Origin of the sequence: Burkholderia sp. MSMB1498 (genome assembly GCF_001526245.1) — a bacterium.
Classification (GTDB): domain Bacteria; phylum Pseudomonadota; class Gammaproteobacteria; order Burkholderiales; family Burkholderiaceae; genus Burkholderia; species Burkholderia savannae.
In genome coordinates this window covers 31,666-47,052 of sequence record NZ_LOYJ01000111.1, presented here as the reverse complement: position 1 = coordinate 47,052, position 15,387 = coordinate 31,666, and the positions used below count along the sequence as shown (strand labels likewise).

At 64.6% G+C, this 15,387-nt stretch carries 11 protein-coding genes and 1 pseudogene; 9 read left to right on the top strand and 3 right to left on the bottom strand.

All coding sequences use genetic code 11. From position 1 onward, the window contains the following. Positions 1–40 precede the first annotated feature (40 nt). Positions 41–1,273, bottom strand: a complete 1,233-nt coding sequence (locus tag WS91_RS25255; RefSeq protein WP_082717245.1) for an MBL fold metallo-hydrolase — start codon at positions 1,271–1,273, stop codon at positions 41–43. Between the two features lie 282 nt (positions 1,274–1,555). On the opposite strand from WS91_RS25255, the gene WS91_RS25250 reads away from it, so the two are divergent. The 6 genes from WS91_RS25250 (at position 1,556) to WS91_RS25225 (ending at position 8,689) form a co-directional block, all read left to right on the top strand. Continuing rightward, positions 1,556–2,002: a winged helix-turn-helix transcriptional regulator gene (locus tag WS91_RS25250; RefSeq protein ID WP_059583564.1), complete on the top strand. Its 447-nt coding sequence runs from the start codon at positions 1,556–1,558 to the stop codon at positions 2,000–2,002. 737 nt (positions 2,003–2,739) lie between these two features. Next, the gene (locus WS91_RS25245; RefSeq protein ID WP_059671248.1) at positions 2,740–4,338 is read left to right on the top strand and encodes a DUF2957 domain-containing protein; all 1,599 of its coding nucleotides are present in this window, start codon (positions 2,740–2,742) and stop codon (positions 4,336–4,338) included. 59 nt (positions 4,339–4,397) lie between these two features. Continuing rightward, entirely contained in the window at positions 4,398–5,651 is a 1,254-nt protein-coding gene (locus WS91_RS25240; protein ID WP_038751897.1) for a DUF2957 domain-containing protein, read from the top strand. Positions 5,652–5,729: 78 nt separating this feature from the next. Further along, positions 5,730–6,554 (top strand): OmpW/AlkL family protein, encoded by an 825-nt coding sequence (locus WS91_RS25235; RefSeq protein ID WP_059583566.1) that lies wholly within the window; start codon positions 5,730–5,732, stop codon positions 6,552–6,554. Between the two features lie 115 nt (positions 6,555–6,669). Next, the gene (locus tag WS91_RS25230) at positions 6,670–7,185 is read left to right on the top strand and encodes a hypothetical protein (RefSeq protein WP_038751877.1); all 516 of its coding nucleotides are present in this window, start codon (positions 6,670–6,672) and stop codon (positions 7,183–7,185) included. Positions 7,186–7,672: 487 nt separating this feature from the next. Then, positions 7,673–8,689 (top strand): hypothetical protein, encoded by a 1,017-nt coding sequence (locus WS91_RS25225; protein ID WP_059644455.1) that lies wholly within the window; start codon positions 7,673–7,675, stop codon positions 8,687–8,689. A 40-nt stretch (positions 8,690–8,729) separates the two neighbouring features. On the opposite strand, the pseudogene WS91_RS37615 reads toward WS91_RS25225, so the two are convergent. Continuing rightward, a pseudogene (locus WS91_RS37615) lies at positions 8,730–8,882 on the bottom strand (zinc-binding dehydrogenase); the annotation flags it as partial. 829 nt (positions 8,883–9,711) lie between these two features. Between WS91_RS37615 and WS91_RS25220 the strand changes: the two are divergent. The 3 genes from WS91_RS25220 (at position 9,712) to groL (ending at position 13,872) form a co-directional block, all read left to right on the top strand. Next, positions 9,712–11,250 carry a hypothetical protein gene (locus tag WS91_RS25220; RefSeq protein WP_082758336.1) on the top strand — a complete coding sequence of 513 codons (1,539 nt, stop codon included), beginning with the start codon at positions 9,712–9,714 and terminating at the stop codon, positions 11,248–11,250. Positions 11,251–11,890: 640 nt separating this feature from the next. Continuing rightward, positions 11,891–12,184 carry a co-chaperone GroES gene (gene groES / locus WS91_RS25215; RefSeq protein ID WP_009889537.1) on the top strand — a complete coding sequence of 98 codons (294 nt, stop codon included), beginning with the start codon at positions 11,891–11,893 and terminating at the stop codon, positions 12,182–12,184. Positions 12,185–12,231: 47 nt separating this feature from the next. Continuing rightward, positions 12,232–13,872: a chaperonin GroEL gene (groL, locus tag WS91_RS25210; protein ID WP_038744520.1), complete on the top strand. Its 1,641-nt coding sequence runs from the start codon at positions 12,232–12,234 to the stop codon at positions 13,870–13,872. A 469-nt stretch (positions 13,873–14,341) separates the two neighbouring features. Here the strand turns inward: groL and WS91_RS25205 are convergent, their stop codons facing one another. Further along, on the bottom strand, positions 14,342–15,190 hold the full coding sequence (locus WS91_RS25205; protein ID WP_038752949.1) for a hydroxymethylpyrimidine/phosphomethylpyrimidine kinase: 849 nt from the start codon (positions 15,188–15,190) through the stop codon (positions 14,342–14,344). Positions 15,191–15,387 lie beyond the last annotated feature (197 nt).

The window sequence follows — 15,387 nt, the reverse complement described above, 5'->3', positions numbered from 1 at the left end:
CCGCCCCCGGCTCAGGCGGCCGGAGGTGCGACGCTCGGCTTTACTTCGCGTCCTCGAGGCGGATCGTCCCCTTCAGATGCAGGGACTCGCCGTTGCGATGCGCGATGTTCGTGTAGACGACGCCGTTCTCGAAATCTTCGACGTGCACGACGTTGTCACCGCTCTTCGGCTCGTGCCAATAGACCATGAATACTTGCGGCCGGATCTGCGTCGCCTTGTATTCGACGGTGTCGGTCGCGCCTTGGTACTGGCCGGACGTGCCGACGAACGTCATCGTGTGGTCGTCCTTGAAGTCGAGGCGAAAGCCGATGTCGCCGAACTGCACGAGCGCCTTCCTCCCCGCGGCCGGGAAGGCGGACGCCGCGCCGGCGACGGGCCATTGCATCTCGCCCTTGATGACCTTCGCGCTCATTTCGAGCGACGACACGTCGGCGAGGTTCGGATAGCGCGCCTTCATCGCGGCGATCAGCTCCGCGGAATTTTTTGCTTTCGGGGCTTCCGCGTCGAACGCGACCAGATAATCGCGCGTGAACTTCACGGACGCGAGCGTGTACGGTTCGCTGCCGTCCGAATTCGCGAGGTAGTGGCCGGGCACGACGAGTTTCGGATGCAGCGCCGCGATCCTGTCGAGCGTCTTGATCCAGTTGCGGCGCGATTCCGGCGTCTGCGTATCGGCGATCCACACGTGGATGTTCGCCGCGACCGGAATGCCGCCGATGACCGCGCGCGCGGACGGGATCGACACGAACGTGCGGTCGGGCGACGCGCCGTCGAGCCCGACGATGCGCAGCTCGTGACCGTCGAGCGTCAGCTTGTCGCCCTTGAGCGGCTGCGGCACGACGAGCGAGCGCGGCGCGTTGTCCTTCAGGATCGGCCCCCAGTACGCGAGTTTGTCGTCCTTGTTCGCCCGGATTGCGGCGACCGTCTGCGGCGTCGCGACGATCTTCGCATCCGGGAACGCGGCCTTGATCGTATCGAGGCCGAAGTAGTAGTCCGGATCGCTGTGGCTCACGTAGACGAGCTTGAGCGGCTTGCCGGTCGCCTTGATCTTGTTGACGAGGGCTTCGGCGTCGTTGCGCTGGAACTGTGCGTCGATGAGGATCGTGCCGGTCTTGCCGGTGACGATTTCCGACGACACGGGAAAGAGGCTTTTCTCGCCGGGGTTGTAGACGTCGATCTGAAGCGGTGCGGCGGCGTCCGCCGCATGAGATGGGCTTGCGCCGAACAAGGAAGCGGCTGCGGCGGCGAGCGCCACGAGGGAGCGCTTGAACATGAAGGATTCCCTGAGAGTATTGGTTTTGTGAAGGCGACGCGTGGGCAAGCGATGCGGCGTCGTCGAAGCAGGACGGTATCATCGAATCGGAATCTGGGCGCGTCACCTCGCTGAAAAGTTAGCAAAACGAATCGACAAATCGACACGGCACCGGCTGCATTGCCGGTCGTCCCGAAAACCGGAAGCCTTGCGCCGCGCGCGTCGCGCGACGGAAGCGAACCGTCGTGCAATTGGTGCTAGTATCTGCGGAACAGGTAGTTACCGGTGGAAACTATAGACTGGATGGCAACGATGAGGAAGAACGCACCGAAAGGTGAGCAGATTACCGAGAGGAAACCTTCGCTTCTCGACGCGCTGCGCAAGGGTAACGTGTACGCGTCGGAATGCCCGACGCGGCTCGTGCTCGATCGCATCGCGGACAAATGGACCGTGCTGATCCTCGCGCTGCTGTCGCATCAGCCGCTGCGCTTCAACACGTTGTTGCGGCACATCGAAGGCTTGTCGCAGAAGGTGCTGTCGCAAACGCTCAAGCGGCTGGAGCGGGACGGTCTCGTCGCCCGCACCGTTTACGCGACGGTGCCGGTATCGGTCGAATATGCGCTGACGCCGCTCGGCCACACGCTCGCGCATTCGATCTCGCCGATCATCGTGTGGGCGGAGACGCACATCGACGCCGTGCTCGACGCGCGCACGGCCTATGACGCCCAGAAAAGCGGCGCGACCGACTGAGCGATCGCAAGCGTTCGGCCGGCTCGTAATCGGCGCCGCGAAATATCGAGAAAAATAAATGCCGGCGCAATGTGATTTTTATTCCCGACTGATGTTTTTTCTGGCGAATCGAAACAACGCCATTGTTTCCTGCATCGTACGAAACGAGCGAAAAATGCGGAAAGGGTTGCTTTGATGCGCCGCGTCATTCATCATGCTTGCGAGAAAGCAACGCGAAAGCTGTTCGATCGGAATTTGACATCGCCAAGTACGGCGTTTGAAAAAACGTTGAGAACATTGAGTGGTCGAGGTTTGTCGTGGCTCGGATGTTTGGAACCATGTGTCGGTTTACACGGCCCATTCATCGGATCATAGTCATGGCAAATAAAGCAGCACGATAACTACGAGCGTACTTACGGAGACTGAGGATGATACGCACATACGAGGGGTCGGCGGAGCAGTTGTCTTTTCAAATTCCCATTCGGGCAGTCGTCGCGCGCATTGCTTTCCCGCGCAATCGCATCGCTAATTAGCCGTCGATATTCATTCAATTTCCGCTTGAGGGCGCCGCATCGCCATGCCGCGTCGCGAATCGGCGCGCGCATTGAATTCCGCGGGTCGATTCCGCACTGACCGCGCGTTCGCGGCCAAGCGTCGCGAATCGCCGCGTCGCCAGTCGGCGACACCGAGATACCAACCATCCGGCGGGCGGTAAGGTCACGCCGGACGAGACCGGATTCGATCAAAAAGGAGGGGTGATGTTTTGCATTCCTAATCTTCGCGCTGCCGTGTTGTCCTGTGTGGTCGCCGCGATGCCGTTCGTCGCCGGCTGCGGCGGCGGCGACGATCCCAGCCCGATACAGGTCGGGCAATGTTCGGGCGGCTCGTGCCCGCCGAGCGGCCCGAGCACGACGCCGCCTACGGTGACGAAGCTCTGCCCCGACGCACTCGATTACTCGACGACGTACACGGGCGGGTCGGGCAGCGGCGAATACGTGAAGGTCAAGTTCGATACCGCGAAGAAAACGTATCAGATGCAGTTCGTCGCGTCGTCGGTGCCGACGTCGGCGGGGCAGATCAACAACACGCGCGCCGGTCTCACGATCAACGGCACGTTCCACAACGCAACGGGCCTGCCGACCGCCGAGCAGAACCGTTGTGCGTTCGTGCTCGACAACGGCGCGACGAGCGACGGCGCCTATTCGGTGACGATCAACCGAGCCGATCCGCCGATGCTGTTCGTCGGCATGGGCGTCGTGGGCGGCGGCATTCCGGGCGCGACGGTCGCGTTCTCGGGCCTTCAGCTGTTTCCCGGCTTCACGATAGGCACGGTGCCGTCGCGCACGTTCGATTTCTATCCGTTCATCGGTTTTACGGACACCGAAACGGATTTCACGAAAGTAGCGGGCGCCTACAACGAAGTCGGCGTGCACCTGCTGCCGACGGGCACGTCGTTCCAGACGGCCGCGCCGCAAGGCTGGCAGCCCGATGTCGTGAACTGGACTCAGACGCTCAATGCGGACGGTTCGTGCACGATCACGCCGGGCAGCGACTACTCGTGCCGCACGACCGGCATGCCCTGGACGCTGCGCACGAACGCGGACGGCTCGCCCGACAACGTGTTCGTGAGCCATCCGCAACCGAACCAGCCGTATCCGTCCGCGGGGCAGGGGCAGCCGCTCGTGATCATCACGCCGAGCCAGGCGCAGGGCGTGATGATCGTCGGCAAGCTCAACGGCCGGCTCGTGCCAGTCGTCATTCGCGTCGGCTACGCGAACGTCAACGCGGGCAATCCGCTCGCGTCGGTCGCCGATGCGGAGATCGGCATCTCGGTGCTCGCGCCCGTCACGCCGCTCGCGGCGAATTCGCTGCAAGGCGGCTTCATCGGCGCGACGAGCGCGGTTGCGTGCGGCGTCGTGAGCTTCGGCGGCACTTCGAACGCGCCCGCCAACAGCGGCTCCGCGTTCGACAACACGACGCCTCATCCCGAATTGCCCGGCACGTATCACGACGGCTTCTTCTATCCGTCCGCCGGAAACTGCACGGACGGCTCGGCCGTGTCGACGCTCGCGGCGAACTATACGTCGACGCTGTTCCAGGGCGCGACTGCGGCATTTCTCGATCCGATGACGTCGTCCGTGAGCTCGCAGTTCTCGCTCGATTACACGCAGACGACGCCCGGCAAGATCAAGGTGACGGCGACGCGCGACTTCAATGCGCAAGGCAGCACGGGCGCGGTCGCGATCTTCAAGAAAGGCGACTACGGCTGGCTCATCAAGGTCGGCGACGTGTACGGAATGGTCGTCAACAACAGCCAGTACAACCCGTTCTTCACGGTCGGCGCATTCGTTCAGTAACGCATGACATGGCGGCGGCGCCGGGCGCCGCCGCGGACTTCACGATATCGAGGATTCCTATGTATTGGAGAAAATCGCTGGCCGCCGCCGTACTGGCTCCCGTCCTGACCGCCTGCGGCGGCGGGGACGATCCGCCGCCCGCGCCCGTCGTCCGGCTGTGCCCGAAGACGATCGATTACAACACCGTGTTCACGGGCGGCTCGGGCTCGGGCGAACTGGTCCGCGTGCAGCTCGACACGACGAAGATGACGTTTCAGATCACGTATCTGGCGTCGCCGGTGCCGGCGGCGACGGGCACCGTGCAGCCGACGCGCGATACGCCGCCGAACAACGTCGTGACGGGCACGCTGACGGACGAAACGGGGCTGCCGACCGAAAAGCTGAATCAGTGCACGTTCCGGCTGAACAACGCGAGCCTCGATCCGAACCGTCCGGCGCGCGTGTTTCTCGGCGAAGGCGTGCTGGGCGGCGCGATACCCGGCGCGACGATCCAGTTCGGCGGCGTGATCGGCGTCGGCCAGATTCCGAAGACGACGTTCCCTTACTACCCGTTCATCAGCTTCTCCGATCAGGAGACCGATCTTTCGAAGATCGCGGGCAACTACAACCAGCTCGGCTATCACCAGGTGCCGTCCCAAAACTTCGCGCCGGCGGCGGTCGACGCGAAGGTCACGATCAACGCGGACGGCACGTACGTCGAGACTGACAACTTCGGCAAGAAGAACGGCGGCCAGCCGCTCGCATCGAGCGCGACCGTCAATCAGAAACTGACGCTGCGCGCGGACGCGCCGGCGTTCCAGTCGCTCAACTATCAGCCGCAGATTGCGGCGACGCTGCCGTCGCTCGATCCGACGAAGGCGGGCAAGGGCATCCTGATCGTTGGCAAGCTGCGCAATCAGCTGGTGCCGATCTTCATCCGCACCGGCGCGGCGAATGCCGACCTGACGCAAGGCTCGCCCGTCGCGGACGACGAATCAGGGATCTCGATCCTCAGCCCGCAGGCGACGATCGCGTCGGGCTCGCAGAACGGCGAGTACACGGGGGTCGACAGCGTGCTCGACTACCGTGCGACGGCGCTCGTCGGCGCGCAGGCGACGCTGCTCGATCCGTTCCATGCGTCGCAGGTCGCGCTCACGCGCTCGCTCGATCTCGATTACACGCAGGCCGTGCCGGGCGTCGTCACGACGGTCCAGACGAATGCCGCGTCGGGGCCGCCTACCGGCAAGTTCATCTTCACGGGCGGCGTGTTCGGCTTTCTCGACATGAGCGACGTCAACAACCCGTATTTCACGGTGGGCGCGTTCGTGCAGTGAGCGCCGCGCGCAACAGGAGACACACGGCGACGCGCGGCTTGCAGCCCGCGTCGACCGACCGGAGTATCAGGAGACTTCATGAAGAAGCTGATTGCCGCGTGCGTCGTTGCCGGTGCATCGACGAGCGCTTTCGCGCAGGGGGCGGGCGATTTGGTCGCGACGCTCGGCTGGCTGCACGTGATGCCGCAGGATTCGACCAACGGCCTCACCACCAACGTCGTCAATTCGCCGATCAACGGGCCGCTGCGGCTGCCGGGATCGTTCACGTCACCGGGCACGAGCCTCACGGTCAACAACGCGGACACGGTAGGCCTCACGTTCACGTACTTCTTCACCGACCATATCGCGGTGACGTCCGTGCTCGGGATTCCGCCGGAGTTCGCACTGACGGGGCATGGCGTCATCCGGCCGCCCGGTCCGTCCGGATCGCTCGGCAGCGTCGATCTCGGCAATCCGGCGAATCAGCCCGCCGTGAAAAATGCGCGGCAATGGAGCCCGACGATCATCTTGAACTACTACTTCAATTCGCCGACCGCGAAGTTCCGGCCGTTCGTCGGCATCGGCGTGGCGTACAGCTGGTTCTCGAACATCGAGCTCAACGGCAATTTCGCGAAGGACATCAACGACAACCTCGGCAGCGTGCTCGCGGCGGGCGCCGGCAAGCCGGGGCCGACGTCGGTCGAGGGGAAGGCTTCGTCGTCGTTCACGCCGGTCTACAACCTCGGCGCGAGCTATGCGTTCGCGAAGAACTGGGCGCTGACGGCGACGCTGTCGTACATGCCGCTCAAGACGTACTCGTCGCTCGTCATCAAGGCGGCCGACGGCACGACGCTCGCGACGACACGCACGCGGCTGAAGGCCGATCCGCTCATCACGTTCGTCGGGATTTCCTACAAGTTCTGAGCCATGGGCGCGCGGCGCCGGCGCCCGGGCTTCCTGTGACCGAGCGGTCGCGATTCGTCGGCTGCGACGTCACGTCACTGGCGGCATGCCGCCATTCGTCAAGTGAGGCAGACCCATGCGTAACCGTAAATTTGTTCCGTTCGTTGTCGCGTTGGCATTCGCAGCGGCCGCAGCTACGCCAGCGCTCGCCGTCACCGTATCTCGCGTCGACGGGCAGCCGATGAATCCGAACGGCGAGCCGTTCTCGGCGACGTCGTCTCCCAACGAAACGCTGCTGACCAAGGGCTCGATTTCCGCGAACTGCGTCGCGACGTTCAACGGCACGATCACGCCCGCGGGCATCGTCAACATCACGTCGACGACGTTTACCGGCAGCAACAGCCTGTGCGGGCTCATCAAGGGCAGCGCGAGCGGCACGAGTCCGTGGACGGGCCAGGCCGACAGCGCGACGCAACTGACGATCAACAACGCGCAGGTCAACGTGACGCTGCTCGGCCAGTGCGGCCCGAGCAAGATCGTCACGACGTGGAGCGATGCGAATTCGTCGCTGACCTTCAGCAATGCGGTGCTGACGCCGGACTGCAAGGTGACGGGGACGGTCGTGACGTCGCCGAAGTTCCGCGTGCAGTAATTCGCGTTCGTCGGGGTTCCTGCGTGCGGCGGCTCGTCGATCATGAGCCGCTGCGCGTGCATTGCGCGAACGCGGCCGCCAGGAGCCGCCGCGTTCGCGAGACGAAATGCGACCGAAAGGCCGCCTGACGCGAGGGCAGCCGCGCATGCCGTTATGCCGGGATGCGCGGCCCGGCGAGCATCGCGATCGCGCTGAAGGGGTAGGCGCGTGGGGCCGCGATGCGCGTCGCGCGATGCGTGCGCGGGTGGCGCGCAGGCGCGCGAAACGGGTGCGAAGGCGAAACAGCCGTCGCGCCGGCGTTTCGGAGCCCGATCGAAAGTGGGGCGGCCGTCGTCGAAAAGAATGGGGCGACGCGTTCGCGCATCGACGCGGCGCGCGGAGTCGAGCCTTCGACGCATGGGCGAAGGCGGCTCGTGCGCGACGTGCAGCGACAGTTGCCGTCGCCCGAGTGCGGACACGATCCGCATCGCTATTTCTCGGATGACCCATGCCTGACAATCATAATCATCGCGTCGACGCCCAAGGCCTGTCGCTCGGCAGCTTGCGCACGGCAGCATGGCTTCGGCATATCCTCGATCATGCGGAGTGCTTCGCATCCTCGGCGGCGGCGAGCCGCGAGGCGCGCATCGCAACCGCCGCGCGCGACACGCTCGCGCGGGCGGGCGCGAACGCGCGACACGGCCCGGCGGCCGCCGCCGATCTTCTGAACGAACTGCTCGCGGCGCTGCAAGGCGGCGTGTCTGCGGACACGGCGCTCGCCACGGCTTTCGGCACATTCGAGCGCATGCCGACGAAGCGGCTGCTTGCGGCCGTGGATCGCCATCTGCCCGGTTCGAAAGCCGTGTTCGACGGCGCGTATGGCGTTGCCGACGCGTGCGGCTACGTCGGTCCCGAAATCGGCTGGGCCGCGCTCGACTCAATCGAGTTCGGCGTCGGGCGCGGGCTCGCCACGGACAGCGAAGTCGCCGAAGACGCGATGCGCGGTCTGGTGCGCTTCGACGGACGGGCGGCGGGCCGCGTGATCGACCGTGCGATCGGACGCATGTGGGGCGCGGACGAAAAGAGCATCGACGCGATGGCCGCACTCGCGGCGTTTTCGGCAACGCTCGCGGCGAACGTGCCCATCACGCTCGCCGCGTACGGCGGCGAACACAATGGCGTTGCGGCCGCGATTCGCGGCGAGCGACAGGATCTCGCTTCGACCGAGGGGCTGCTCGCCGCGCTCGCCGTCTGCCGGCTCGATCGCCTGACGGGCGCCGGCAGCTTCTGGGCGTGCTACCTGCTCGCGGGCGTGATGATCGCGGCGCCCGACATCGTGACTGCGATGGCTCGCCGCTTTCATGGCGACGCGCTGAACGCGTGGCTCGCTGCGCTTCTCGCCTCGCCCGCGCACAGCGAGGTCGGCGGTGCGGGCGCGGCTGCGCTTGCGCGGTTGTCCGCAACGATGAGCTTCACGTCGCGGTACAACCCGATCGTTCACACGAAGCGCAGATCGATGCGCTGAGTGCCGAGCCGGCCGCGCGGGCGGCCCACGCGGTTCGCGCTCAGATCGACGGGCCGATCTTGCCGAAGTGTCTGCCGGCCGCTTGGCGGCGAAACGCGCCGGCGATGTCGTCGAGCGCGAACGTGCGATCGATCGCCGGCTTGATGCCGGTCGCATCGATCGTGCGCGCCACGTCGATCTGATCCTTCGTGCTTCTCGCGAGCCCTGTCGTCGGATCGCCGGGTGCGATGTTCGGCGCGCGATCTTGATGAAGATGTCCGTTTCGTGAACGGCATCGAATTCGTTCGATTTTTTTTGAGCGAAATCACGAACCTTGGGAGGAGTCAAGTCGACATTTTTTATTCAATTCAAAGTGCATTTCATGTGGAAGAAGAAAGAATGTCGAGCGAATGAAATCGATATTTCATTTCGACATGAAAGATGATGGCTGGCGGTCGCCGATTGAATGTGTGCGGGCGAGTGGGCGTGCAAACGTCGCCGCATGTGCGGCCGTGCCTGACCATGTCGTAGATCGTCTGGGCGACGGAGCCGTGAGGAAGAGGCAGGGATGTTCGAGTCTCCGGATCTTTCTGGCCGCGCGGGAAGGAGTTTTGCTTCGCTCCGAGTGCCCTGCCATCCCCAACGGATCTGCGCAATGAGAGGCCGATCCTCGATCCTGACGATGATCGCACGTCGTCGTCTCGAGGGAGTGGCGAATGACATATTTTTCATGAAATATCAATGCAATTTTTTATTGAATTTTCATTGGATTTTTAAGGAATTTATGTATGCATTGAATAATGACATTTCTTGAGATTGAATGTAACGGAATGCAATGCATTGTTACGTTACGGCGTTCGTAACGACTGTATGGCGACACGTTAACTATGCTGCCCGTTCGGCATATCGAGCAATTAAATTCGCCGACGATTTGTGTTTTTGAAGAAAACAGTGCGCGATCGACTCGGCGCACATGCTGGCATGCTCCGTGCGATGACCTCCGCGCCGTAATGACGGCGGTACCTATCCACACGAGGTCACATATGAAACAAAACTTCAAGTTGACGAGCATTGCACTGTCCGCAGCAGTCGCGTTTGGGGTCGCGGCTGCGACGCCGGCCGTCGCAGGGGGGCTGAATACTCTTCCGGTCTCCGCATCGACCGGCGATCTCGGCGGCGCCGGCTCCGGCGGCGCGACATTGGCGTTCGCAGGCGACGCGCAGCATGGGGCGATCCATGCCGGCGCGCTCGGTTCGGCCGACGCGTCGATCAGCAGCGGCGCACTCGACAGCTTGGCGGGCGCGCTCGCGAACGCGGTGAGCCACAACCCCGTTCAGGGCGTCGTGAGCAACGCGGCCGGCACGCTGACGAATCTGGCGAACAACAACCCGCTGCCGGGCGCGCTGAGCAACGCCGCAAGCACGCTGCAAAACGCGGTGGCGAACAACCCGCTGCCCGGTGTCGCGAGCAACGCGGTGGGCACGCTGACGAATCTGGCGAACAACAATCCGCTGCCGGGCGCACTGAGCAACGCCGCAAGCGCGCTGCAAAACGCGGTGGCGAACAACCCGCTGTCCGGTGTCGCGAACAACGCGGTGGGCACGCTGACGAATCTGGCGAACAACAATCCGCTGCCGGGTGCACTGAGCAACGCCGTGGGAACGTTGACCGGGCTTGCAAGCAATAATCCGCTCGCAGGCGCGATCGGTGGACTGAGCAACACGCTGCCCGGCGCCCTTGGCAACACGGCCGGCGCATTGGCGGGCGCGGCGAGCAACGGCGCGGGCGCATTGGCCGGGGCCGTCGGCAACGTGACGGGTGTGCTCGCAGGCGCGGGCAGCAACGTGGCCGGCGCGCTCGCCGGCGTGGCGGCCAACAACCCGCTGCCGGGCGTCGTGAACAACGTGGCAGGTACGCTCGCGAACGCGATCGGCAGCAATCCGATCACGCCGATCACGACCGTCGTGAGCGGCCTGATTAACGCGCTGCCCGTCGCCAATCCGACGGGCGTGTTGACGGGCGCTGTCAACAACGTCGCGGGCACGCTCGCGCGAGCGGCGAACGGCAACCCGGTTACGGGCGCGGTCGCTGGCCTTGTGAGCGCGCTGCCCGTCAGCAATCCGGCTGGCGCGCTGACGAGCGCAGCGAACAACGCGGCAAGCGCGATCGCGACGGTCGCGGGCGGCAGTCCGGCTGCTGTGATCGGCGGCGCCGTCGGCGGCGGCGCGAGTGCGTTGACGGGAGCCTTGACGGGGGCGGCCGGCACGGGCGTCGCGACGGGCTCGCAACTCGGAAGCGTCGGCTCCGCCCTGATGGGTTCGGGCGCGAACTCGGCAGGGAAGGTCCTGACGTCGGGCGGCAACGCGTTCGGCAGCACGGCCGCCTCGACCGGCTCGCTGCTGTCGACGGGCGCCGCCGCCGCGAGCACGGTCGTCAACTCGGTGAGTTCGTCAGTCGGTGCGGTGGTGGGGTCGTTGCCGAACCTGACGGTCTCGTCGTCGAAGTCGACGGCACCCGCGTCGAGCCCGCTCGCTCCGGTCGCGTCGTCGATCGCGACGCTCGCCGGCGCGCTGCCGAAGTAATGGCGCGCGGCGCGTCCGGGCGATGCTGCGGGACGCGCCTTCGCTCTCCTTTCTATATAGGGGGCAGCGGCAGGCGGTAACCGGCCGGAAGGTGGTTGGCTAGAAGGCGAGGCAAGGCGGCATGGCGAAGAGGCCATGCCGCCTTGTCGTTTCGGAGCGAGATGCGTCGCGAAGCGCCACGGGGCGGGGCGCGGCGGCGGTTCGTCGCCGGCATTGGCCGTGCTGGCCGCCAGATCCGCGACCTGCCGTCACGGCGAATCGGCTTGGCCGTAAGGATTTCGTATGCGATGATTTTGTGCTCCGCATCGACCGAGTCGGCGCGGCAGATGCGCTGTCGATCCGCTCGGGAAATCCACGATGTGGCGCGCGACGCGTCCCGTCGCATCACGCGATGTTTTTGCAAGTATTTGTTTTTGTTGTAATTTGTGTGCGGCGCGATGTCGCCGTGCAGCCGTTTTCCCGGCCTTCCCACCCGCCGGATCGTCCCCGAATCGCGCGCGATTCCACTTCTTGAATTTGTCAAAACCCGTCCATATAATTAGCACTCGCTGCACGAGAGTGCTAACAATTCCTGCCGGCCGGCGAGCCGTCCGGTAGTTTCCCTCAGCGTTCTTCAGTCTCAATCAAGAGAGGAGTGAGTATGAACCTTCGTCCGTTGCACGATCGCGTGATCGTCAAGCGCCTGGATCAGGAAACCAAGACCGCCTCGGGCATCGTCATTCCCGACGCAGCCGCTGAGAAGCCGGATCAGGGTGAAGTTCTGGCCATCGGCCCGGGCAAGCGCGATGACAAGGGCGCACCGATCGCTCTCGACGTAAAGGTCGGCGATCGTGTTCTGTTCGGCAAGTATGCTGGCCAAACCGTCAAGGTCGACGGCCAGGAACTGCTGGTGATGCGCGAAGAAGACATCATGGCCGTGGTCAACGCTCAGTAAGCGTTCACCAACGGATCACAATCTCAGAGATTTCAAGGAGTTAGAAGATGGCAGCTAAAGACGTCGTATTCGGCGATTCCGCCCGCGCGAAGATGGTCGAAGGCGTGAACATTCTCGCCAACGCAGTGAAGGTCACGCTGGGCCCGAAGGGCCGCAACGTCGTGCTCGAGCGCAGCTTCGGCGGCCCGACGGTCACCAAGGACGGCGTGTCGGTCGCGAAGGAAATCGAGCTGAAGGACAAGCTCCAGAACATGGGCGCGCAAATGGTCAAGGAAGTCGCTTCCAAGACCAGCGACAACGCCGGCGACGGCACGACGACGGCAACCGTCCTCGCGCAATCGATCGTTCGCGAAGGCATGAAGTACGTCGCATCGGGCATGAACCCGATGGACCTGAAGCGCGGCATCGACAAGGCTGTCGCGGCAGCGGTGGAAGAGCTGAAGAAGATCAGCAAGCCGTGTACGACGAACAAGGAAATCGCACAGGTCGGCTCGATCTCGGCGAACAGCGATTCGTCGATCGGCGATCGCATCGCTGAAGCGATGGACAAGGTCGGCAAGGAAGGCGTGATCACCGTCGAAGACGGCAAGTCGCTGGCTGACGAACTCGACGTCGTCGAAGGCATGCAATTCGACCGCGGCTACCTGTCGCCGTACTTCATCAACAACCCGGACAAGCAAGTCGCCGTCCTCGACAACCCGTTCGTGCTGCTGCACGACAAGAAGGTGTCGAACATCCGCGATCTGCTGCCGGTGCTCGAGCAAGTCGCGAAGGCAGGCCGTCCGCTGCTGATCATCGCTGAAGACGTCGAAGGCGAGGCGCTTGCGACGCTGGTCGTCAACAACATCCGCGGCATCCTGAAGACCGTTGCGGTCAAGGCGCCGGGCTTCGGCGATCGTCGCAAGGCGATGCTGGAAGACATCGCGATCCTGACCGGCGGTCAGGTCGTCGCGGAAGAAACCGGCCTCACGCTCGAGAAGGCGACGCTGGCCGAACTGGGCCAGGCGAAGCGCATCGAAGTGGGCAAGGAAAACACGACGATCATCGACGGCGCAGGCGAAGCCGTGAACATCGAAGCGCGCGTGAAGCAAATCCGCACGCAGATCGAAGAAGCGACGTCGGACTACGACCGTGAAAAGCTGCAAGAGCGCGTGGCGAAGCTGGCTGGCGGCGTGGCGGTGATCAAGGTCGGCGCTGCGACCGAAGTCGAAATGAAGGAAAAGAAGGCACGTGTCGAAGACGCGCTGCACGCAACCCGCGCTGCCGTTGAAGAAGGCATCGTCCCGGGCGGCGGCGTCGCGCTGATCCGCGCACGCACCGCGATCGCGGCTCTGACCGGCATCAACGCCGACCAGAACGCCGGCATCAAGATCGTGCTGCGCGCGATGGAAGAGCCGCTGCGCCAGATCGTCACGAACGGCGGCGAAGAAGCGAGCGTCGTGGTCGCGGCGGTTGCTGCCGGCCAAGGCAACTATGGCTACAACGCAGCGACGGGCGAGTACGGCGACCTGGTGGAAGCCGGCGTCGTCGATCCGACCAAGGTTACGCGCACCGCGCTGCAGAACGCGGCATCGGTCGCCGGCCTGCTGCTGACGACGGACGCAGCCGTCGCGGAACTGCCGAAGGAAGACGCTCCGATGCCGGGCGGCATGCCGGGCGGCATGGGCGGCATGGGCATGGACATGTAATTGGCCTGAGGCCGATTACATCGAAGGACGCGCGGCGACGCGCGTTCTCCCAAACGAAAACACCCGCAGCGATGCGGGTGTTTTCGTTTGGGGCGACGGTATCGGGCGACGGTATCGGGCGACGGTATCGGGCGACGGTATCGGGCGACGGTATCGGGCGACGGTATCGGGCGACGGTATCGGGCGACGGTATCGGGCGACGGTATCGGGCGACGGTATCGGGCGACGGTATCGGGCGACGGTATCGGGCGACGGTATCGGGCGACGGTATCGGGCGACGGTATCGGGCGACGGTATCGGGCGACGGTGGCGGAGTTTGAGGTACGAAGTCCGAGGGCTGGCGCCAACGATCCGGGGTTCGAGCTCAGAAGCTGGGGGAGGCGAAGCCAGAAGCTAAAAGCCCCCGCCGCTCGCCGGCACCGTCCGGATCTCCCGGGCGCCGCCAATGCCGCGCCCGGGCATCGCCACTTCAGTTCGCGCGCTTGCCGACCCCGGTCGGCGCGGGCGATTCGTCCTCATTGCTGCGCGCCCAGAAGAAGCGATCCGGCAGGTACGCGCCCATCCCGGGCCGAAACGCGTCGCGCGCCGCCTGATAGAGATACTCCTGCGCCTCGCGCACCGCCTCCGGCGGCTCCTGGCCGTTCGCGAGCAGCGCCGCGATCGCCGCGCCGAGCGTGTCGGTGATGCCCATCAGCCGATGCGGCGTGCGCTCCCACAAATCCTGCCGGATCTGGCCTTCCTCGCTGTACAGCGAATTGACGAGCCGGTGGGAGCCGGTCTCGGTCGCCAGGATGTATTCGCAGCCCTGGCTGAGCAGATGCGACAGCGCGGCGTCGAGATTCGGCGCTTCGGCGTCGCCGTCCGGCTGCGCGAGCGCGATGAGCGTCGCTTGATCGGCGACGAGGAGCGTCGTTTGCGGCGCGAGCAGATCGGCGATCGATTCGCGCAGGTCGTCGGCGGCTAGCACATGCTCGTCGTCGAGCGTGAAGTCCGGTGCGAGGACGAGCGGCACGCCGTCGTAATCGGCGACCACTTCCGCGATCGCGCTCACGACTTCCGCCCGCGTCGCCGCGCCGATCTTGAACGCGGCAACGGGCATGTCTTCGAGCAGCATGCGAGCCTGGGCGGCGACGGTGTCGGGATCGAGTCCGGTGACTTCGTCGCAGGCGGCGGAGTCGCGCACGGTGTAGCCCGTCAGCACGGACACGCCGTGGCAGCCCATGCTCGCGAGGGTCATCAGGTCGGCTTGCAGGCCGGAGCCGCCCGTCGGATCGGACAGGCCGAAAGTGAGGACGATCGGAGGGGTGTTGCTGGACATGGAAATGGAAAGAGGAAACGATGAAGCCGGTTGGCGGATGCACCAGCCAGGTGCGCCCGCGCAGTCAATTATGCGGCGGATTCCGTTCGTTCGAAGCGTTTTTTTATCGCGTCGCAGCGAGCAAACGTGTCTAGAGGCCGATTGCTAGGCAGTCCGGCGCCGACACGGTACCATCATGGCTCTTCAAATCAACGGAC

Bases quoted from the DNA above. Each gene is read 5' to 3' on its own strand.
- WS91_RS25220 (WP_082758336.1), top strand. From the start codon at position 9,712: ATGAAACAAAACTTCAAGTTGACGAGCATTGCACTGTCCGCAGCAGTC.
- WS91_RS25225 (WP_059644455.1), top strand. From the start codon at position 7,673: ATGCCTGACAATCATAATCATCGCGTCGACGCCCAAGGCCTGTCGCTC.
- groES (WP_009889537.1), top strand. From the start codon at position 11,891: ATGAACCTTCGTCCGTTGCACGATCGCGTGATCGTCAAGCGCCTGGAT.
- groL (WP_038744520.1), top strand. From the start codon at position 12,232: ATGGCAGCTAAAGACGTCGTATTCGGCGATTCCGCCCGCGCGAAGATG.
- WS91_RS25230 (WP_038751877.1), top strand. From the start codon at position 6,670: ATGCGTAACCGTAAATTTGTTCCGTTCGTTGTCGCGTTGGCATTCGCA.
- WS91_RS25250 (WP_059583564.1), top strand. From the start codon at position 1,556: ATGGCAACGATGAGGAAGAACGCACCGAAAGGTGAGCAGATTACCGAG.
- WS91_RS25255 (WP_082717245.1), bottom strand. From the start codon at position 1,273: ATGTTCAAGCGCTCCCTCGTGGCGCTCGCCGCCGCAGCCGCTTCCTTG.
- WS91_RS25235 (WP_059583566.1), top strand. From the start codon at position 5,730: ATGAAGAAGCTGATTGCCGCGTGCGTCGTTGCCGGTGCATCGACGAGC.
- WS91_RS25205 (WP_038752949.1), bottom strand. From the start codon at position 15,190: ATGTCCAGCAACACCCCTCCGATCGTCCTCACTTTCGGCCTGTCCGAT.
- WS91_RS25245 (WP_059671248.1), top strand. From the start codon at position 2,740: ATGTTTTGCATTCCTAATCTTCGCGCTGCCGTGTTGTCCTGTGTGGTC.
- WS91_RS25240 (WP_038751897.1), top strand. From the start codon at position 4,398: ATGTATTGGAGAAAATCGCTGGCCGCCGCCGTACTGGCTCCCGTCCTG.